The 19,851-nt window shown below is 40.3% G+C and carries 16 protein-coding genes; 7 read left to right on the top strand and 9 right to left on the bottom strand.

The window, feature by feature from the left end; genetic code table 11:
• Nucleotides 1-220 precede the first annotated feature (220 nt).
• The 5 genes from FTV50_RS15700 to FTV50_RS15720 all read right to left on the bottom strand — a co-directional run bounded on the left by FTV50_RS15700 (nucleotide 221) and on the right by FTV50_RS15720 (nucleotide 5,543).
• Nucleotides 221-634 carry a biopolymer transporter ExbD gene (locus tag FTV50_RS15700; protein WP_180025016.1) on the bottom strand — a complete coding sequence of 138 codons (414 nt, stop codon included), beginning with the start codon at nucleotides 632-634 and terminating at the stop codon, nucleotides 221-223.
• Nucleotides 635-652: 18 nt separating this feature from the next.
• On the bottom strand, nucleotides 653-1,078 hold the full coding sequence (locus tag FTV50_RS15705) for a biopolymer transporter ExbD (RefSeq protein ID WP_078190074.1): 426 nt from the start codon (nucleotides 1,076-1,078) through the stop codon (nucleotides 653-655).
• 14 nt (nucleotides 1,079-1,092) lie between these two features.
• A complete protein-coding gene (locus FTV50_RS15710) occupies nucleotides 1,093-1,956 on the bottom strand; it encodes a MotA/TolQ/ExbB proton channel family protein (RefSeq protein WP_078194237.1) in 864 nt (287 codons plus the stop codon).
• Between the two features lie 28 nt (nucleotides 1,957-1,984).
• The gene (locus FTV50_RS15715) at nucleotides 1,985-2,683 is read right to left on the bottom strand and encodes an energy transducer TonB (RefSeq protein WP_180025017.1); all 699 of its coding nucleotides are present in this window, start codon (nucleotides 2,681-2,683) and stop codon (nucleotides 1,985-1,987) included.
• 148 nt (nucleotides 2,684-2,831) lie between these two features.
• Nucleotides 2,832-5,543 carry a TonB-dependent receptor gene (locus FTV50_RS15720; RefSeq protein ID WP_078194235.1) on the bottom strand — a complete coding sequence of 904 codons (2,712 nt, stop codon included), beginning with the start codon at nucleotides 5,541-5,543 and terminating at the stop codon, nucleotides 2,832-2,834.
• Between the two features lie 773 nt (nucleotides 5,544-6,316).
• Between FTV50_RS15720 and FTV50_RS15725 the strand changes: the two genes are divergently transcribed.
• The 6 genes from FTV50_RS15725 (at nucleotide 6,317) to FTV50_RS15750 (ending at nucleotide 15,763) form a co-directional block, all read left to right on the top strand.
• Entirely contained in the window at nucleotides 6,317-8,044 is a 1,728-nt protein-coding gene (locus FTV50_RS15725) for an ABC transporter substrate-binding protein (protein WP_180025033.1), read from the top strand.
• Nucleotides 8,045-8,111: 67 nt separating this feature from the next.
• Nucleotides 8,112-9,875 (top strand): ABC transporter substrate-binding protein, encoded by a 1,764-nt coding sequence (locus tag FTV50_RS15730; RefSeq protein WP_373683697.1) that lies wholly within the window; start codon nucleotides 8,112-8,114, stop codon nucleotides 9,873-9,875.
• Nucleotides 9,876-9,898: 23 nt separating this feature from the next.
• A complete protein-coding gene (locus FTV50_RS15735) occupies nucleotides 9,899-11,914 on the top strand; it encodes a M3 family metallopeptidase (protein WP_180025019.1) in 2,016 nt (671 codons plus the stop codon).
• A 10-nt stretch (nucleotides 11,915-11,924) separates the two neighbouring features.
• The gene (locus tag FTV50_RS15740; protein ID WP_078190067.1) at nucleotides 11,925-12,863 is read left to right on the top strand and encodes an ABC transporter permease; all 939 of its coding nucleotides are present in this window, start codon (nucleotides 11,925-11,927) and stop codon (nucleotides 12,861-12,863) included.
• A gap of 7 nt (nucleotides 12,864-12,870) precedes the next feature.
• Nucleotides 12,871-14,010, top strand: a complete 1,140-nt coding sequence (locus FTV50_RS15745; RefSeq protein WP_180025020.1) for an ABC transporter permease — start codon at nucleotides 12,871-12,873, stop codon at nucleotides 14,008-14,010.
• A gap of 13 nt (nucleotides 14,011-14,023) precedes the next feature.
• Complete coding sequence (locus tag FTV50_RS15750) at nucleotides 14,024-15,763, top strand: ABC transporter ATP-binding protein (protein ID WP_180025021.1); 1,740 nt, start codon at nucleotides 14,024-14,026, stop codon at nucleotides 15,761-15,763.
• Nucleotides 15,764-15,814: 51 nt separating this feature from the next.
• Here FTV50_RS15750 and rluB read toward each other — a convergent pair whose 3' ends face one another.
• The 3 genes from rluB to FTV50_RS15765 are packed head-to-tail and all read right to left on the bottom strand — an operon-like array spanning nucleotide 15,815 to nucleotide 18,362.
• Nucleotides 15,815-16,933, bottom strand: coding sequence for a 23S rRNA pseudouridine(2605) synthase RluB (gene rluB, locus FTV50_RS15755; RefSeq protein WP_078194228.1), 1,119 nt, complete (start codon nucleotides 16,931-16,933; stop codon nucleotides 15,815-15,817).
• A 41-nt stretch (nucleotides 16,934-16,974) separates the two neighbouring features.
• On the bottom strand, nucleotides 16,975-17,571 hold the full coding sequence (gene scpB, locus FTV50_RS15760; RefSeq protein WP_078190063.1) for an SMC-Scp complex subunit ScpB: 597 nt from the start codon (nucleotides 17,569-17,571) through the stop codon (nucleotides 16,975-16,977).
• Nucleotides 17,568-18,362: a ScpA family protein gene (locus FTV50_RS15765; RefSeq protein WP_180025022.1), complete on the bottom strand. Its 795-nt coding sequence runs from the start codon at nucleotides 18,360-18,362 to the stop codon at nucleotides 17,568-17,570. The genes scpB and FTV50_RS15765 overlap by 4 nt, the downstream gene beginning before the upstream one ends.
• A gap of 339 nt (nucleotides 18,363-18,701) precedes the next feature.
• Between FTV50_RS15765 and FTV50_RS15770 the strand changes: the two genes are divergently transcribed.
• Nucleotides 18,702-19,418, top strand: a complete 717-nt coding sequence (locus FTV50_RS15770) for a GNAT family N-acetyltransferase (RefSeq protein ID WP_180025023.1) — start codon at nucleotides 18,702-18,704, stop codon at nucleotides 19,416-19,418.
• A 14-nt stretch (nucleotides 19,419-19,432) separates the two neighbouring features.
• Here the strand turns inward: FTV50_RS15770 and FTV50_RS15775 are convergent, their stop codons facing one another.
• The gene (locus tag FTV50_RS15775; protein ID WP_180025024.1) at nucleotides 19,433-19,759 is read right to left on the bottom strand and encodes a hypothetical protein; all 327 of its coding nucleotides are present in this window, start codon (nucleotides 19,757-19,759) and stop codon (nucleotides 19,433-19,435) included.
• Nucleotides 19,760-19,851 lie beyond the last annotated feature (92 nt).

Genomic DNA, 19,851 nt, shown 5'->3' on the forward strand with positions numbered 1-19,851 from the left:
TTGTTCCATTTTAGAGATTTGTTTAAGATAAGATATAACTCATTGAGATGTGTCATAGTATTCGTCGTTAGAAAACAATTATTGTGACATTATTTCAATGAGTTATCTATTTTTGTCGTGTACAGAGGTGTTTATTTCTGAGTCACTAACTGGATAGATTTCTGTGAATAATTAAAAAAGCCAACTGAGGTGATCAGTTGGCTTTATTGTTGGGGAGTAATTATTGATTTGCTGAGACCCCAATTTTTTTGACATTCAAACGTTGTGCTGCTGCCATCACCATAGCGACATCTTTATATTCTGTCATTTTGTCAGGTTGCACTTTGATCGTATCCTGATCTGCTTGTTGTGCAACACCAGCAAAAAGTGTTTCTAAAGCTTGTTTATTGGCAACGGGTTGACCATTCCAAAATAATTTACCTTGTGCATCAATTTTAAGTGTCACCGGTTCAGGTGGTTTTTCATTGGTTGGCGGTGGCGTACCATTTGGCAAATCAATATTGATCGAGTTATTTGGAATTGGAATTGTGATAATAAACATAATAAGCAAAACCAACATCACATCGATCAATGGCGTCATGTTGACGTCCAACATAACATCATCGTCTTTATCGGAACCGACATTCATTCCCATACCTTGTCCCTCATCCGATTATGGTGCGGCAACAGGAGTAGTGACAAAAGCAATTTTGCCAATTCCTGCTGCTTGTGTTGCACTAATGACTTCATCAATCGCTTCATATTTTGTCACCTGATCGCCACGGATATGAACTTCAGGTTGCGGACGCTTTTTAGCTTCCGCTTGTAGTCGACTGATCAGCGTATCTTTATCTGCAATGTATTTTTCATTCCAGAAGATATCGCCATTTTTATTGACAGCAATCTGAATATTGATCGGTTTGGTTTCATAAGGTGTGTTTTTTTCCTCAGGTAACTTCACCGGAACTGTATGGATTGCAACAGGTACTGTAATTAAGAAAATAATGAGCAGCACCAACATAATATCAACCAAAGGTGTTGTATTAATGGCTGAAATTACATCATCTTCGTCACCATCTGAATTGACCATCATTCCCATGGCTGATGCCTCTCTTATTTTGTGTCGTTATTATTGTTTTTGATCTCACCGCTTAAAAGTACGGTGTGTAGATCTGAACCAAAGGTACGAACATTATCTAGAACTGCTTTATTACGACGCGTTAACCAGTTATAGCCAAGAACCGCAGGTACTGCTACAGCCAAACCAATTGCCGTCATAATTAGGGCTTCACCGACTGGGCCTGCAACTTTATCAATAGATGCTTGACCTGAAATACCAATTGCTGTTAAAGCGTGGTAAATACCCCAAACTGTACCGAACAAACCCACAAATGGTGCAGTCGAACCTACAGTTGCGAGGAAAGCCAATCCACCACTTAAATGGCTTTGAATTTTATCGATAGCACGCTGGATTGAAATAGTCACCCATGTGTTGAAGTCGATACGTTCCAGCAGATTACCGCCATGTTTTTTGGTTGAATTAATACCTTTTTCTGCAATGAAGCGGTAGGCGCTAGACTCATCAAGCGTTTCAGCAGCGCTATCAATTGAAGCAGCATCCCAAAATTTAGCTTCGGCTTCTTTGCCTTGACGTTTAATTTTAGCTTGTTGAATAAATTTAGTGACCATGATGTACCAAGTTCCAATCGACATCAGGACCAAGATAAAGAGTGTCGATTTAGCAACGATGTCACCTTCACGCCATAGTGCTTCTAAGCCATACGGGTTATAGACTTCTTTGGTTGCTGTAGGCATTGGTGGCGGTGCAGGTGTATTTGTTGTATTCGTAGTTTCTACTTGTGTTGTTGCAGTATTTGCAGATTCTTCAGCAAATGCTGCTTGCAGTGGGAGTAATGTACTTGTTACTAAAACTGTAGCAGATGCAAAAATACGCGCAGATTTCATCATTTTATTCATTTATATTCTCCAAATTTTTGTAGATTCATTAATCAAGTTTAAATTCGTATTCAATATCAAACCAATCTTCAACTGGCTCACCATTTTTGAGTGCAGGTTTAAAAGTACATAAGCTGAATGCTTTACTTGCGGATTTATCTAAAGATTTAGTACCACTCGATTTTTTAACCTTCACTTGCTTTGCACTTCCATCTGTACCAACAAGAACAGAAATATGGACTGTGCCTATTTCTCCAGCCATTTCGGCCTCACGTGGATATGGTGGTTCTTTACATCCAACACTTCCTTCAGAAGCACCACGTGTTTCTCCAGCAGGTTTGGGTGCAGGCGCAGGTGCTGGAGCTGCTGCAGCTACAGGTGCTGGTGCTGCCACAGGACTAGGAGATGGGGAAGCTGTAGGCGTAGGTGTTGAAACGGCTTTAACTGTTTGAGTTGGTGCAGCTTTTTCAACGACCTTTTGTTCAGGTTGAGGGTCTGGTGTTTTGAGCACTTCCTTAACGAGTTTTGGTAATTCAGGTGGTTTTTCAATTGGTTTCGGTTTTTCTGGCTCAGGTTTTTTATCTTGAATAATGATTAATTCAACAGGTTCTTCTACAGTTTTCTCACCTTTTTTGGACAGGCCAGTAATTAATCCGTAGAGTACAATGAGATGCAGAAGAATGACTGCCCCAATTCCGATCAGGCGTTTGCCGGAATTATTTTCTAATTCGGAAAAGCTTTTGCCCATTACTACTCCTGAAATGTGAGACAAACAATCAATAGTGAAATTGGCACTTGAGATATAAGTGTTTTTTGCATTTTTTATGTTTGACTAATTAATTAAATAAATAGTGCAAGTACGATTCCTATTGGAATCGTACTTGCAAATTTAGCTTTTAGAACTTGTAAGTACCGCGGACATAGAATGTACGACCAGTAGGATCGCTATAACGTGGGTCATAGCCATATTGGAAGTTATCTAAAACGTTCGATGCTGCAGGTTCTTCAGCAAAGATATTTTTGATACCACCAGTGAGCTCTAAGTTTTTAAATCCACTGTAAGTTGTTGCAATGTTATAAAGGGTGTAGTCAGGAACACGATGTTTGTCGAACTGTGCTTTCCCAGTTTGGTTTTGGTCGTCATAACCACGGAAGAACTGTTGTTCAAAAATCATTTTCCAGTTTTCATAACTCCAGTTTAGATTTGCTGTGTGTTTCCAACGTAAAACAGCTGGATCGTCATACACGCCAACTAAGCCTTCCCAAGCACCATCTTTTTCTTCTTGATAGTCATTTTTGATGACATAGGTACCATTAATGCCAAAGCCGAAACGACCTGTCGCGGTTAATGGTGAAAGATAATCTAAGCTAATGTCGATACCTTGAGTTTTAATACCCCCTGTATTCATTAGAATGGTATTGATGTATTCAATACGACCATCGGCACCACGCACGAATAATGAAGCATATTTCTCAGGATCTTCAAAAATTGAAGTTTCACCCACTTGGCCAACTAATTCGTCAATTTCAATGTTGTAATAATCAACAGCTAAAACTAAGTTTTTAATTGGTTCGTAAACAAAGCCGGCTGTAAATGTTTTAGATTCTTCTGGTTGAAGATCTGGGTTACCACCTTGCATACGGTAGAACTGAGTATTACATTCGGTTTGATATTGAGTTGAGGTTGGTTTACCGCCTGGGCAAAGGACAGGGTCGTTATATTTTGCGCCAGTGTAGGTTTTACTTTGTTGCGCATTAATTTCCCAAAGGCTTGGAGCACGGAAACCAGTACTGTAGGTACTACGGAACATAAGTTGCTTCATTGGTTCCCAACGAATACCGACTTTTGGATTGAAAGTGTCGCCAAAATCGCTGTAGTCGTCATAACGTGCTGCAAGTTGAGCTTCAATTGTTTTGGTAATTGGAATTTGAAGCTCAGCAAAAGCGGCAGTAATATCTCGGTCACCTTTACTCAGAGGTTTGTCAGGGTCAATACCACTACCTGGTACAAGGCGTACTAACTCAGAGTTTACTTTTGCTTCCCAATCTTGAGTTGTAAAACTTCCACCAAATGCAAAACCAACATCACCAGCTGGTAAGGTGTAAATCGGGCGGCTCACGGTAAAGTCAAATGTTGTGGAATCAAGTGTTGCTTCGTTTGTTGTACCACTCACATTTAATGAGGTCCAAACGTTAGCATCTGCAGATGGACCAAATGGGTTGATTGTGCCGTCATTTAATCCTTCTTGTAGTTTGTTACGATTTAAGTATCCACTAACAAAGCTATCTGATGCTTCGCCTTTTGCGTAAGTTACGCCACCGTTGATATCCCAACCGTATGCTTCACCTTCAAGTCCAGCAAAAATACGATGAGATTCATTGATTGATTGTGAAACACGGTTGCCCGCTTGAGAGCGTAAGTAAAGTTGTAATGGATCACCACTTAGACCATCAACACCAGGGGTAATACCCTCGCCTGGATAATATTGACTGCTTTTAGGAATCGTGACAGAGCGGCTGTAGACGTCTGGAGCAATAGAAGTCGTCACTTTGCTTTTTGCATAGACATATTCACCAATAGCGTTGAAGTTATCGCTAAGTTTGATGGTTGCACGACCAATTGCAGACAAGTCCTCAGTTTCTGGCTGAATACCAATTAAAGCTTGCGTATTAAGGAAGCAGAGTCCGCCATCTTCAGTGACATTGGTTAAATTATTACAATTGGCTGCACCACCATACGGGTTCGCTAATACACCTTCAGGATTTCCGTCAGCATCTAAAGGCCCGCCGTTTGGATCAAGAAAGTTAGCAGGGAAGCCATTTGCTGAACCAGCATCGATACCTAACTCAGGTAGAAGGCCACCACGACGGCTGACTTTACGGTCTTTTGCCATAATTTCTTTGGCTTTACGGTAGTCAATTGCGCCATAAACGTTAAAACCTTGTTCATCTAAGTCGCCATAGCCACCAAAAATCGAAACATCGTATTCTTCGCCGCCTTTATCTTCTGGTTTGAGTAAACCACCGCTAATACCTAAGCCAGTGTATTGTTTTTTTGTAATAAAGTTAATTACACCTGCGATTGCATCTGCACCATAAATTGCAGAGGCACCATCACGTAAAACCTCAATACGTTCAACCATTGCAAGCGGAATAGTATTTAAGTTGGTCTCAGATGTACTAAATGGGCTATAAGCCAAACGACGTCCATTAAGTAAGACGAGGGTTTTATCTGATCCTAAGCCACGTAAGTTCGCTGTTGAGCCTGACGTATTACTTGCACCAACGTTTTGCGCTGTACTGTAGCCCGCTTGGTTCGCACTAATTTTAGTTAAGGCTTCTTCAGTCGTTGTAACCCCTTGTTTAGTTAATTCTTCAACTTTAATCACCGTAATAGGTGAAGAACTTTGAGCAGAAACCCCTTTAATGGATGAACCAGTCACAGTTACTTTGGCTACTTTCGTTGGCTTTACTGTTTCTTCTTCATTTGTTTCTGCTGCATGCGCTAAAGATAAACACAGCATACTTAAACTAAGAGTACTTAATTTAAGTATTGTTTTGCTAAATGGTGTGCCCCCCACAGATTTAGCATTTTTTTTCTCTTTCATAGTAAAAGTATTCCTTTTTGTTGTAGTTAGCGATATTGCTTGATTCTTTTTAAGCAATTCAAGTGCCAAATTTATATTTAAATTTTATTTTCAAATATAAAATACTGATAAATATCTACATTATTGAGTTTAAAGTGGAGAACTTTAAGATGAACGGTAAGTATATTTTTTTTAAAGTTATCCTTTTAATTAGGTTTTATCAGGAATTTAACTTTTGATCAAAAGTTTTTTTAAAAATATGATTAGGTGCAAATTAAACCTTAAAAAGTGTGAATTAATTCATATTTATGTGTTTGATTTATAAGGTTAATAAGAGAAATAAATAAAAAATAAAAACATATAATTCATTGGTTTATATGCTGATGACTTGTCATTTCATCTGAAGGTGATCCATTATGAATCAGGAATGTATTATATTTGTGCAAAATATGCTTGGATGTGTTCAACAACAAGAGTTGAATTTTTGATAAAAACGAGCTTTACTCAGAAAGTCGCTATTAGTATAAATTTATCTTAAAAAATGAATTTAAAAGGATATTTAATTCAGATAACTTTCAACCAAGGAGTGGTGGCATGAATTTCGCTTTATATTAATTACTGTATTAAGTTCTACGTTTAAAACTTAATTTAAACTGGTTCATTTTATTTTAGTAAAGTGGCTTTATTTAAAGTCTGCTTGCGGCTTTGTATTATTAAAAAATCATCAGAAAGGAAAAGGTTTGGAAACTAGAAAATTTAAAATAGCGCTCCTTGCATTATTAATTTCAACAGGGATGATGGCCGAGGTTCAAGCTTCTGCACAATCGAATAAAGTTTTAAATATTGCATTTGAAGCACCGGATGATGGTTTTGATATGGTCAAAACCTATAATTATTATAGTGGCAATATTGCGGAAGCCATTTTTGAACCCTTATTGAAATATGACTATCTAGCACGTCCTGTTGTTCTTGTTCCAAATACTATTGAAGCGATGCCAAAGATTGAACAAGAAGGAAAAGTCTATACCTTCAAAATCAAACGAGGCATCCATTTTTCAGATGATCCAGCCTTTAAGGGAAAAAAACGCGAGCTAGTTGCGCAAGATTACATTTACGCGATTCAACGAATTTTAGATCCAGCTAACCGTTCTCCGACCTATTCATTTATTGATGGCAAAATCTTAGGAGGGGATGCGGTCGTTGCGGATGCAAAGAAGTCAGGAAAATTTAATTACAATGCGGCTATTGCCGGCCTAAAAGCGATAGATCCTTATACTTTGCAAATTACTTTGACGCGCCCTGACTATAATTTTCAATATATTTTGGCCTATGTTACGTTTGGTGCAATTTCAAAAGAAGTTGTTGAATTTTATGGCAATAAAATTGCACAGCATCCTGTGGGAACAGGACCGTATCAGCTCAGTAAATATGTTCCACGTAGCAAGATAGAATTGGTTGCAAACCCGAATTATCGTGGTTTTGTCTGGAATTTTAAATCGACAGGCACAGCTTGGGACAATCAGTTAGTCAAAGAAATGAACGGGAAAAAAATGCCACAAATCGGCAAGGTTTCCGTCAGTATTATTGAAGAAGAACAATCACGGTGGTTAGCATTTAAAACAGGGCAGCTAAACTTTGATAAATTGACCTCAAATGCAGTACCGCAAGCCTTAGATTCTCAAAATAAACTTAAGCCTGATATGCAAAAGCTCGGCATTAAGCATTATCCAAATAAAGACGCTGAAATCACCTACAGCATGTTCAATATGCAAGACCCGCTTGTCGGTGGTCAAAGCCTTGAAAAGATCGCTTTACGCCGTGCCATCAGCATGTCATACAATCAAGCTGAATCGATTAAACAGTTATATCAAGGGCAGGCCATAAAGGCTGAAATGTTTTTACCAGAAGGCGTGAGTGGCTTTAATCCAAAATATCGCAGTAGTTTGGGATATAACCCATTGCTGGCCAATAAATTACTGGATCGATTTGGGTATAAGAAAGGTGCTGATGGTTATCGAACCTTGCCCGATGGTAAAGCGTTGATCTTAAAAATAAATACTGAAAATAGCTCTAAATCGGTGATTCAATCTGAGTTGTGGAAAAAAAATCTCGATGCCATTGGGATACGGGTACAGTTTAAGGTCAGTAACTTTGCTGACAATTTAAAAGAAGCAATGCAATGTAAATATATGATGTGGTCTGGAGCGTGGATTGCAGATTATCCTGAAGGGGAGAACTTTGCTCAATTACTATATGGGCCAAATTCAGGACAAGGGAATTTAAGTTGTTATCAATCTAAAGCTTATGACGCATTATATAAGCAAGCTATTGTGTTGAAACCTAAAGATCGTGAACCTTTTTATGAAAAAATGAACCGTCAAATTGAAGCGGATAACCCTTGGATTATCCATTCTACACGGATTCGTAATTGGTTAATTCACCCTGAAATTCAGGGGTATAAAACACATCCAATGATGAACACCAGTTGGCAATATCTCGATATTCAGCCTAGTAAAAAATAATTGAGTCAGGATTACAATGAAGCGAAATTCGAATTTTACGCTAACCAAATTTGCTACAGCGTGTTTGATGGGGGGAGTGTTGTTCAGTGCGATGCCGACATTAGCATTGGCAAAGAATCCAGCAGATCCAAATAAAGTTTTACGTCATATTTTCCCTGTCGCAGAAACAGGTTTTGACCCAGTTGGCGTGCATGATCTGTATTCTGCACATGTGAATACATCAATCTTTGAAACCTTATATACCTATGACTATTTAGCATCGCCGGCAAAGTTGGTTCCTAAAACGGCTGCTGCGATGCCAGAAATCAGTGCTGATGGTTTGACTTATACCATTCGCCTGCAAAAAGGCATTTTTTTTGCTGATGATCCTGTATTTAAAGGCAAAAAAAGAGAATTAACCTCGGCTGATTATGCATATACCTTTAGACGTTTAGTCGATCCACAACTTCGTTCACCAAACAGTTGGCTACTTGATGGTCGTATTTTAGGGATGGAGAAGGTTTTAGAAAAGGCAAAAAAAACAGGTAAGTTTGATTATGATGCGCCCATTGAAGGCATACAAACCCCTGATCGGTATACCCTTGTCATTCGTTTAAATTCTCCAGATCAAAACTTTCCAATGTTATTGGCTCATCAACCTGCATCGGCCATGGCACGTGAAGTGGTCGAAAAATATCGAGACAAAGCGGGTTTTGTGATGGGTAAACCTGTGGGCACAGGGCCATATATTTTGACACGCTGGACACCTGGTTCACGAATTATTTTAAAGGCCAATCCAAACTATCGTGGCTTTGTCTGGGACTTTAAAGCATCAGATGCCAAAGATGAAAAGATTGTAAAAGCCATGCAAGGCAAAAAAATGCCGCAAATTGGCGTGATTGATATTCAGGTGATGGAAGAATCACAATCACGTTGGTTGACCTTTGCAAAAAATGAAGCGGATTTGTTGGTACTAGATGGAGATTTGTCGGTACAAGCCTTAAAAGATGGAGAGCTAAAGCCTGAGTTGGCTAAAAAAGGCATCCAAATGTCGCGGATTTCTGACCCCTCTATCGACTATCACTATTGGAATATGCAAAACCCTGTGGTTGGAGGTTTTAGTAAAGAAAAAATTGCATTACGTCGTGCAATGGCGATGGCTTATTCAGCAGATAATCAAATCAAAATTTTGATGAATGGTGATGCACAAAAATTACAAAGCCCAATTCCACTCGGCGTTGTCGGCTATGACCCGAATTATAAGTCGAGTATTCCATACTCAGTTAAAGCGGCAAATTTATTGCTCGATCGTTATAACTATAAAGTCGGCGCAGATGGCTGGCGTACTCAACCGAATGGTAAACCGCTTACGATTGAAATGACGATATCGGGCAATAGTAGCCGTAGTCAGCAGTTGGGCGAATTTTGGAAGAAAACTTTAGATAGCATCAAAATTAAAATGACAACAAAGTCGATGCCATTTGCAGAAGCTTTAAAAGCCGAAAAACAGTGTAAAACCATGTTTAAAGCATCTGCATGGATCGCAGACTATCCAGATGCAGACAATTTTATGCAATTGTTCTATGGCAAAAATATCAATGTCACCAACAACGGCTGTTCAAAAATTCCTGAATACGACCGTTTATATGAACAGACGCAGCGTATGAAACCGGGACCGGAGCGTGATGCAATCTATCGGAAAATGTCACGCATATTAGAAGTGTACATGCCTGTCCAAATTAATTATGCACGTTACCGTAGTGTGTTGTCGCAACCACGCGTGATTGGTTATAAAAAGCATCCAATTTTGGCAACAGAATGGATGTACATCGATATTGACCCGAAAAAATAAAATGGAACAAAACTGGAGAAATTATGAAAAATAAAGCTTTGAAACTCACCACCCTCAGTATGTTGATGATCGGCGCTAGCCAATTCGTTCAAGCCGAAGATTCAATACGGAGTACTTTGCCAAAGTTCCAAGCCAAAGAAATACCTGCGCTGTGTGATGCCAAAATTCAGCAAGTGAAAACAGATTTAGCGGCATTTGAGCAAAAAAAGATAAAAAATAATGCAAAAGCAGCACCTGTTTTGGCGGAGTGGGATCAAATTTTTGCCAAATTTGAAGATTTTTATGGACCAATCGGACTATATAGCAACGTCGATCCTGATGAGGTTTTACGTAAGGCTGCGGAAGATTGTGAAATTAAAATTATGGAGTTTCAAACTTCGGTTTATCAAAATCCAAAACTTTATGAGCAAATTAAAAAACTCAAAACCAATGACGAAATTGATAAAAAAATGCGTCAAGACATCTTGGATGGTTTTGAAAATACAGGGGTACAATTTACACCTGAAAAACGTGCTCGTTTGAAAGCTATCTTCGATGAATTAGCAAAAATTGAACAAGAATATGCGCGTAATGTACGAGATAATAAAGAAAAACTGGAGTTTACACCGGCGGAGTTGAAAGGCTTGCCAGACAGCTATATTTCGGGCTTAAAGAAAAATGAAAAGGGCAATTATTTGCTCGGTTTTGAATACCCAGAATACCGTCCATTTATGGAACTAGCAGAAAGCGATGATGCGCGTAAGCGTTACCAAACTGCATTCACGCGTCGTGGTACTGAGAAAAACTTAGTATTGTTAAAGCAAGCAATGGATTTACGTTATGAAATTGCGCAGCTCTTTGGCAAAAAAAGCTATGCCGAATGGGTGTTGCAACACCGTATGGCAAAAGACCCTGAAACAGTGAATAAGTTCTTAGCCGATGTTCATCAAACGGTGGCACCTTTAGAGAAAAAAGAAGTTAAGACTTTACGTGAGTTCAAAGCGAAAAGCCTGAAAATTCCACTCGAAAAAGCTGAAATCAATCGCTGGAGTGAGAGTTACTGGAGTGAAAAACTTCGCAAAGAAAAGTATCAAATCGATCAAGAAAAATTGCGTGACTATTTCCCAACCCAAGCATCTCAAGAGTGGATTTTTGCCATTTCATCTGACCTTTATGGCATTGAATTTAAGCCTGCGAAAGTCGATGTTTGGCAGTCAGAAGTTGAATATTACGATGTAAAAGATAAAAAGACCGGTGAGTTGCTTGGTGGTTTATATATCGATAAATACCCACGTGAAGGGAAGTATGGTCATGCGGCTGTTTGGGGCGTAAAAGGTGGTAGTACCTTGACTAAGCGTAAACCGATTTCTGCTTTGGTGACTAATTTTAACCGTAAAGGTCTAAATAGTGATGAACTTGAAACCTTTGTTCATGAGTTTGGTCATGCTTTACACGGTATTTTGTCCAATACACGCTATGCATCCCAATCGGGGACTTCAGTAGAGCGCGACTTTGTAGAAGCACCTTCACAAATGTATGAAGAATGGGCGCGTCGTAAAGAAACTTTATCTACACTCGCAAATTACTGTAATCCAGCGTGTCCACCTGTAGATGACGCACTGATTAATAAATTAAAAGCGGTTCATAGCTATGGACGTGGTTTGCATTATGCACGTCAAGCCTTGTATGCAAAATATGATATGGCACTTCACTCATCAGATGCTTTGAGTGTTAAACCCTTAGATGTCTGGAAGAAAATGGAAGGCGAGACAGCTTTAGGCTATGTCCCAAGCACTGAATTCCCAGGACAATTCAACCATATCATGGGCGGTTACCAAGTTGGCTATTATGGTTATATGTGGTCTGAAGTGATGGCACTCGATATGTTGTCTGCTTTCGGAGATAACCTAAATAACCCTGAAGTGGGACAACGCTACCGTAAAACGATCTTGTCGCAAGGTGGTCAATATGAAGCCGAAAAACTGGTGCATGATTTCTTAGGTCGTAAACCTGATAACAAAGCTTTCTTTGATGAAATTACTGGGCAACGAGTGAAGTAAGGACAACTTTATGCTGGCATATATCATACGGCGTATATGGCAGATGATCCCAACGATGTTGGGGGTTGTTCTGCTCATATTCTTCTTATTTAACTGGGTAGGTGGAGACCCTGCATATATTCTAGCAGGCAAAATGTCGAACCCAGAGCAAATTGAAAACATCCGTCAACAGTTGGGGGTTGATCAACCCTACTATGTCCAATTGTGGATTTTCATTAAGCAGATTTTAACTTTTGATTATGGAATGAGTTGGAGTACAGGTGAGTCGGTGTCAGATATTATTTTGACCCGTCTAGGACCATCACTGACGATTTTAATTCCTTTAACCATTTTGCAAACGATCATTTCAATTGGTTTGGCACTTGCTGTGGCTTCAGTTCGTGGCACATTAACCGATCGTATGATTATGATGCTATGTACGATTGGTATGTCGATCAGTATTTTGGTTTATATTATTGTTTTTCAATACGTTTTTGCATATCAGTTGAGTTGGTTCCCTGTTCAAGGCTGGAGTGATCACTTTAGCGAAAACTTATTTAAATACGGTTTACTGCCTATCTTAATTATGTTGGTGGTAAGTATTGCGCCAACTTTGCGCTTATACCGCAGTTTTGTATTGGATGAAGTCAATCAAGACTATGTTCGAACTGCGCGCGCAAAAGGTGTGGGTGAAAGCCGTATTTTAGGTGTACATGTACTGCGTAACGCCTCAATTCCAATTATTACCGATGTCATGTCGAGTCTACCGGCACTGCTGATAGGCGCTTTCCTGATTGAACGATTCTTTGGTATTCCGGGTATTGGTCGTGAAGTCATTATTGCTGTTGAGCGCAGTGACTTCCCTGTCATTAAGGCGATTACAGTCTACGTTGCAGCGGCTACAATGATTTTTAACTTAATCGCGGATTTGATTTATAAACTTGTCGATCCACGCGTTCAGTTGAAGTAGGTGGCCTATGCTAGGAATATTCAATAAGACCAAAGCAACGGCATCAACACCTGCATCGACTGGCTTGTGGAAGTTGGCGATGCGACGCCTAAAAGCCGATAAATTAGCGATGGTGTCGTTGTTCGTTGTACTGTGTTATTTCGTGGTGTTGCTATTGTCGATGACAGGCTTGGTTGCATCCAATTGGAATAAAGAAGTGGCTGTTAGTTATGCACCTCCAAGTTTTATTGGGGCGGAACTCAATGAAACAGCCAAAACCAAAGCATCAGCAGAAGATATGGCATTGCCTGAAAATCCTGTTGATCCTTTAAAAGATGTAATTGCTGAACTGAATGCAGAGATTGCGACTGAGCAAGGTGTTGCCAATGCAATTGACTACTATGGCGTTGTAGATCCATTAGCAGAAGATATGAAGGCGATTGATCAGCAATTGGGTGGTCATTTGTTAGATCAACAGAGTGAGCTAAAACAAACTTTACCGTTTGGTGCGGATAAATGGGGGCAGGATGTCCTGCAAAAAACCATTAAGGGTGCTGAAACATCTATTATTGTTGGCGTAGTAGCAGCATTACTTGCTGTCGTGATTGGGACAATTTTAGGGGCTATTTCTGGCTACTTCGGTGGTTGGGTCGATGATATTTTAAACTGGTTTTATAACATTTTTACCTCGATTCCGTATTTGCTCTTGGTTCTTGCGATTGCTGCTGTACTACAGCAAAAGGGGATCTTGTCAATTGTCCTCATTCTAGGACTTACTGGGTGGACGGGGGTGTATCGTCTGATTCGTGCAGAGTATATGAAACATACGTCGCGTGAATATGTGCTCGCTGCCAAAGCGATAGGGGTGAGTCATTTCCGACGCATCTTTGTGCATATCTTTCCGAACGTCAGTCATATTGCATTGGTGCAAATCTCGATTTTAGTGGTGGCCTTTATTAAGTCAGAAGTGATTTTGAGCTTCTTGGGATTTGGTGTTCCTGTTGGGGTTGTGTCATGGGGTAGCATGCTTAATGAAGCACAAAGTGAATTGATTTTAGGTAAATGGTGGCAGCTTATAGCAGCATCTGTAGCAATGGCGGTTTTAGTTACGGCATTTTCGATGTTTACTGATGCACTGCGTGATGCATTAGATCCAAAATTGAAATAAGGAGGAGTAAAGGATGACGGAAAAAAATCAAACTGTTAAACCAACGCTCCTCAGTGTTCAAAACCTGAAAGTGAGCTTTAAAGCCGAAGATAAAAGCTATATCGAAACGGTCAAAGGAATATCTTTTGACATTCCTGCCAATACAACTGTGGCACTTGTGGGAGAATCTGGCAGTGGCAAGTCGGTGACCTCGTTGGCAACTATGGGGCTGTTGCCACGTGATCAAAGCCGTATAGATGCAAGTAGTAAAATTGTTTTTGAAGGGCAGGATTTACTGAGTCTGTCACCAAGAGAAATGCGTAATATCTGCGGTAAAGATATTGCGATGATTTTTCAGGAACCGATGTCGTCACTCAATCCTGTCTTTACGGTGGGCGATCAAATTGCCGAAGTATTACGACTTCATCTAGGTATGGGGCGTAAGCAGGCAAGAGCAAGGACTTTGGAATTATTGAAGGAAGTGGGTATTCCTTCTCCTGAAACGAAAATTGATGCTTATCCTAGCCAAATGTCAGGTGGCCAACAGCAACGTGTCATGATTGCTATGGCGATTGCATGTGAGCCAAAGTTGTTAATTGCTGATGAGCCAACCACGGCACTTGATGTGACAATTCAAAAGCAAATTTTAGATTTACTTGAAGCCTTGCAAAAGAAACGTGAGATGTCGATGCTGTTCATTACGCATGATTTAGCATTGGTAAGCGAAATTGCCGATCAGGTGATTGTCATGCGTCATGGAGAAATCCGTGAACAAGGCTTGGTCAATGAAGTGCTGGATCATCCTAAAGATATCTACACTCGAGCTTTGCTTAAGTGTCGTCCACAGATGTCAGAGCGTCCTTATAAATTACCGATGATCAGTGATTTTATGCGTCAAAATGGTGATGAGCTGATTGAGGATGTGCATTTATCTGAGGAAACCCGTAGACAACGAACGCGTGGTCTTACGGGTAATGAACAGATAATTTTAGATGTCAAAGACCTGAAAAAATCGTTCTATAGCCGCAAGGGTTTATTTGGTAAGGATGAGTATCAGGCGGTCAAAGGTGTCTCGTTTCAACTGGCGAAAGGTAAAACGCTCGGGTTGGTTGGAGAGTCTGGCTCAGGTAAAACCACAATTGGCCTTTTACTGATGCGTCTACAGGAAGCGACAGGTGGTCAGGCGCTGTTTGAAGGTCATGATATTTTGGCGATGAGTGACAAAGAATTTACTCAATATCAGCGCAAAATACAGATCATTTTCCAAAACCCATATGCTTCGCTCAATCCACGATTTACTGTGGGTCAAATTTTGATGGAGCCGATGCAAGTGCATCAGATAGGGAAGGATGATGCTGAACGCGAGCAAATGGCGTTTGATTTGCTTGAACGTGTCAGTTTGCCTGCCCAAGCATTTTATCGCTATCCACATGAGTTTTCTGGTGGTCAGCGTCAACGTATTGCCATTGCACGATGCTTGACCTTAAAGCCAGAAATTTTGATCTGTGATGAGTCTGTCTCTGCCCTAGATGTTTCGGTTCAAGCCCAAGTTCTGAATTTATTGCAAGATTTACAAGATGAATTTGGTTTGAGCTATATCTTTATTTCACATGATTTATCTGTGGTGAAATATATTTCTGACCAAATCATGGTGATGAACCATGGTGATATCGTTGAAATTGCAAACTCGGATGAGCTGTATCGATCACCACAGCATGAATATACCAAGCGTTTGCTGAGTGCGATTCCACAAACCACTGAACAATTTATTTAGTGTTGGTATAAAAAAACCGCTCAAATGAGCGGTTTTTTTATACTTAAGAAATTAAAATTTCTTAAAGCCTTTGTTGTTTCCGCTAAATGCACGACTTGGCACAGAGTCATTACGACGCTCACGATTGCCAAAATTGTCGTTACGACGTTCACGGTTACCGAAGTTTTCACTGTTGCGATCATTACGGTTATTGTTGAAACCGTCGTTGCGACGCTCTGAACGATTAAATCCATTGCCTTGGAAACCACCTTCAGTACGACCAGTACGACGTTCGCCACGATTGTCTTGATAACCATTGCTTTGTTGTGGCTGGTTTTCGTCACTGTCACGACGTTGTTGGCGTAAGTAACCACCACGACGTGCTGCCATTGGTTTGTCTTGCATACGTTCAGTACGACGTTTCGCCATACCAAACAGGCCAGTACCTTGACGTGGTTTAAGTTCAACTGACTTGGTTAAATTGTCGATATCTTGTTTATCTAGCTCGATCCAGCGACCAGTACGCAGTTCGCGTGGCAGAATTACTGAACCATAACGTGTACGTAAAAGACGACTCACTTTTAAACCTTGAGACTCGAAAATACGACGAACTTCACGGTTACGACCTTCTTTTACGACCACTTGATACCAACGGTTAATACCGTCACCACCAATTTCAGAGAATGACTCAAATTTTGCAGGGCCATCATCTAAAACAACGCCTTGTAACATGTTGTTTTTTAATTGAGGAGTAACTTCACCCATGACACGAACGGCATATTCACGTTCGATTTCGCTAGAAGGGTGCATTAAACGGTTCGCCAGTTCACCGTCATTCGTGAACAGCAATAGACCTGTAGAATTGATATCTAGACGACCCACCATCACCCAACGATCACCTGTAATTTGAGGTAATTGTTCAAATACCGTTGGACGGTTTTCAGGGTCATTTCGTGAACAAATTTCGCCTTCTGGTTTATAGTAAATCAACACACGGCGACGAATTTCGTCTTCAATTTGGAACTGAACTTTACGACCATCGATGCGAAGCTCATCACCCGGTTCAATACGTTCACCCACTTGGGCAACTTGCCCATTTACGCTCACACGACCAGCGGCAATGACTTCTTCCATATAACGGCGAGAACCCAAACCAACGCGTGCGAGCACCTTTTGCAATTTTTCACTCATGACAGCATAACCTTAGAAATTATCATCAACAGTTCACCTATTTATGACTTCGGTGCATTCGCATCGAGGGCCATAAAAGCTTCCTTGGCATCCTGCAGGGGAGGCAATTGGCCCAAAGAGGTTAGACCAAAAGCATTTAAAAATTGAGGCGTTGTAACTAACAACGCGGGTCGTCCTGGGAGTTCACGAAAACCAGATTCTTTAATCCAGTTCCAGTCAAATAGCGTACGTAAAATTTGACTATTGTTGGTCACCCCACGGATTTGCTCAATATCTGCGCGGGTTACCGGTTGATGGTAAGCAATGACAGAAAGAGTTTCGAGCAAGGATGGCGATAAACGAGTTGGTCGTTCAGGCCAGGTCTGTGCAATAATATTACGATATTTTGCACGTACTTGAAAACGGAAACCTTGAGCGGTTTCAACAAGTTCAATTGATCTGCCGTGTTGCAGCATTGAAAGTTGCTGCAAATATTGGCGTAATTCGGTTTTACTGAAACGGTCTTGGAAAGCCTCTTTTAAACGGGCAATACTCACTGCCGCTTCACTGGCAAAAATAATGGCTTCAAGCTGCATCAAAATTTCATGCAGATTATCTTCTGAAGACACCGCAGTCATTTGTTTAAGTTCAGTGTTCATGCACGTGCTCCTTGAATTGCAAGCGGTGCTTCTACACCTGATGCGACAATTTGAACTTTTTGTTGGCGTGTCAGTTCCAACACAGCCATAAATGTCACGACAACACCCATGCGGCCTTGGCTTGGCTTGAGTAAGTCTTCAAAATCTAATACTTCACCTGACTCAAGCTTAGTTTCAATATAAGCAATACGTTCTTCGAGTAAGACAGGTTCTTGCAAAATTTGGTGGGTAACTGGTTCTGGTCGATTAAAAACACAGAGTATGGCATCACGAAGTAATTGAATGTCATAACCGTCATTGGTTTCGACAATCGTTCCTAAACTGACATTGGTATCGAATGTATCTCGATCCAATACTGACATTTGACCTAATCTTTCCGCAGCTTGTTTGATGCGCAAATACGTTTCTAAACGGTCAATCAATTCTTGTTTAGGATCTTGTTCATGTGCTGCGGTCGATTTAGGTTTTGGCAATAATAGACGCGATTTTAAATCGGCCAATAGGGCTGCCATCACCATATAGTCTGCAGTTAATTCAATATCTAGAGATTTCATTGCATCCATATAAGACAAATATTGGGATGCAATCGGGGCAATATCGACTTGTAATAAGTCGAAGCCATTTTTTTGAATCAGGTAAATCAGAAAGTCGAGTGGTCCTTCGAAATGCTCTAATAGAATTTCAAATGCAGCGGGTGGGATGTACAAATCTTCTGGAATAGCTTCTTGCCACTCATCCAAAACGCGAATGTGTGGAGCATCTTCCATAGAATTATGGACAGTTTGGTTCATTGCAATTATAGGCCACGCGAATTTTCAAAGGCATGCAGACAGCTTTCGCTTCGATCTCACATCGAAAGTAAAAGCACAAAAGTTATAGGGAATAGTGTAATGGAAAAATGCGTTTAAAGAAATTACTGAACGGTTGAATTGGGTAAAAAACTTAAAATTTATAGGGAATAGGCTTTATTTATACACATGTAAAATTTTAAAGCTGTGATATCGATCACATCTTGTGTTAATTATAAAAAATACACTCATCAATCCGTGAGCGCATTTAAGCTGTGATGTCTGGATGATGGGCGTCCAACATGAAATGATTTGAATGAACTGACTAAAAGAATATTAGCTATGCCACAACAATATAATCAATGGGGTCAGTCTGTAGGGATGACGTTGACGCAGTTTGAACCTTGCCAGTTCAGATGTAAAACCGAAGTGGGGCAATCTGTTCGGCTTATTCCGATGTTGCCCGATCAGCTTGATGATAGTCTTTTACAGCGGCTATGGCAGACAGTACAACAAGAACCCGATGAACGTTGTTGGACGTATTTGCCTTATTCTCAAATTCAAAGCATGCAGCAATTGCTTGATTATTTTCAGCAATCCTTTCATTTTGCCGGTTCGATGCATTATGTCATTGAGGTTGGTGCCATTGTAGGATGGGTTGGTTTGCTTAATGTACGCCCAGCACATGCTGTCATTGAAATTGGCAATGTCTATTTTTCAAGTTTAATGAAGCAATCAACCGCAGCAACAGAAACCATTTATCTATTGTTAAAAGCATGCTTTGCAGCGGGATTTCGACGGGTGGAGTGGAAGTGTGATGACTTGAACACGCCTTCGAAAAATGCTGCCTTACGTTTTGGCTTTCAATTTGAAGGGTTGTTTCGTCAACATGTGATAGTGAAAGGTCGTAATCGTGATACTGCTTGGTTTGCGATGTTGGATCAGGATTGGCCAATGTTGTCTCAAGCATATGAAGCTTGGCTCAATACAAATAATTTTGATGAGCAGGGACAACAAAAAATTCACTTAAAAGAATTTATACAGCTTTATTGCGCTTGAGCAAAAGTACACGATCAAGGCTTTGAATCTGTTGGTAAGATCCTTTGTTCAAGTGCAAATTCGATGATGAGTTGGCACTGCGCTTGCGAACAGAGGTTTTGATTAGCTCTACGTTTAAACAGTGATTTGACCGTTGATGCATGCAGAAAATAACGAAAAATTTGCGGCTGTGTTGTCGCTATTGGTGAAATTAAATTTTCATCTTTTGCCCTCAGTTGAGCCTTGGATTCTAAAGTCCACGGCTCAGTGGCATATATAGCAAGATGATTGAGACTGTTTTGCTCGGAGAGACTGAGGTCTGTTGCATTTTGCAGCTTGAGTAAAATTTGAAATAAAGTCATCAGGTCGATTCCTTTATCGAAAGGTGCTTTAACTGCGTTTTGAGCAGATGACCTTTACATGCTGTGCCTCTGATAAGTAACAGCATGTATTT

This window comes from Acinetobacter sp. YH1901134 (assembly GCF_013416965.1).
GTDB lineage: Bacteria > Pseudomonadota > Gammaproteobacteria > Pseudomonadales > Moraxellaceae > Acinetobacter > Acinetobacter amyesii.

What these genes read in the sequence shown, in the direction of transcription:
- FTV50_RS15710 (WP_078194237.1), bottom strand. Translation starts at nt 1,956, where the DNA reads ATGAATAAAATGATGAAATCTGCGCGTATTTTTGCATCTGCTACAGTT.
- FTV50_RS15700 (WP_180025016.1), bottom strand. Translation starts at nt 634, where the DNA reads ATGGGAATGAATGTCGGTTCCGATAAAGACGATGATGTTATGTTGGAC.
- FTV50_RS15775 (WP_180025024.1), bottom strand. Translation starts at nt 19,759, where the DNA reads ATGACTTTATTTCAAATTTTACTCAAGCTGCAAAATGCAACAGACCTC.
- FTV50_RS15745 (WP_180025020.1), top strand. Translation starts at nt 12,871, where the DNA reads ATGCTAGGAATATTCAATAAGACCAAAGCAACGGCATCAACACCTGCA.
- FTV50_RS15725 (WP_180025033.1), top strand. Translation starts at nt 6,317, where the DNA reads ATGATGGCCGAGGTTCAAGCTTCTGCACAATCGAATAAAGTTTTAAAT.
- scpB (WP_078190063.1), bottom strand. Translation starts at nt 17,571, where the DNA reads ATGAACACTGAACTTAAACAAATGACTGCGGTGTCTTCAGAAGATAAT.
- FTV50_RS15750 (WP_180025021.1), top strand. Translation starts at nt 14,024, where the DNA reads ATGACGGAAAAAAATCAAACTGTTAAACCAACGCTCCTCAGTGTTCAA.
- FTV50_RS15730 (WP_373683697.1), top strand. Translation starts at nt 8,112, where the DNA reads ATGGGGGGAGTGTTGTTCAGTGCGATGCCGACATTAGCATTGGCAAAG.
- FTV50_RS15705 (WP_078190074.1), bottom strand. Translation starts at nt 1,078, where the DNA reads ATGGGAATGATGGTCAATTCAGATGGTGACGAAGATGATGTAATTTCA.
- FTV50_RS15735 (WP_180025019.1), top strand. Translation starts at nt 9,899, where the DNA reads ATGAAAAATAAAGCTTTGAAACTCACCACCCTCAGTATGTTGATGATC.
- FTV50_RS15720 (WP_078194235.1), bottom strand. Translation starts at nt 5,543, where the DNA reads ATGAAAGAGAAAAAAAATGCTAAATCTGTGGGGGGCACACCATTTAGC.
- rluB (WP_078194228.1), bottom strand. Translation starts at nt 16,933, where the DNA reads ATGAGTGAAAAATTGCAAAAGGTGCTCGCACGCGTTGGTTTGGGTTCT.
- FTV50_RS15765 (WP_180025022.1), bottom strand. Translation starts at nt 18,362, where the DNA reads ATGAACCAAACTGTCCATAATTCTATGGAAGATGCTCCACACATTCGC.
- FTV50_RS15770 (WP_180025023.1), top strand. Translation starts at nt 18,702, where the DNA reads ATGCCACAACAATATAATCAATGGGGTCAGTCTGTAGGGATGACGTTG.
- FTV50_RS15740 (WP_078190067.1), top strand. Translation starts at nt 11,925, where the DNA reads ATGCTGGCATATATCATACGGCGTATATGGCAGATGATCCCAACGATG.
- FTV50_RS15715 (WP_180025017.1), bottom strand. Translation starts at nt 2,683, where the DNA reads ATGGGCAAAAGCTTTTCCGAATTAGAAAATAATTCCGGCAAACGCCTG.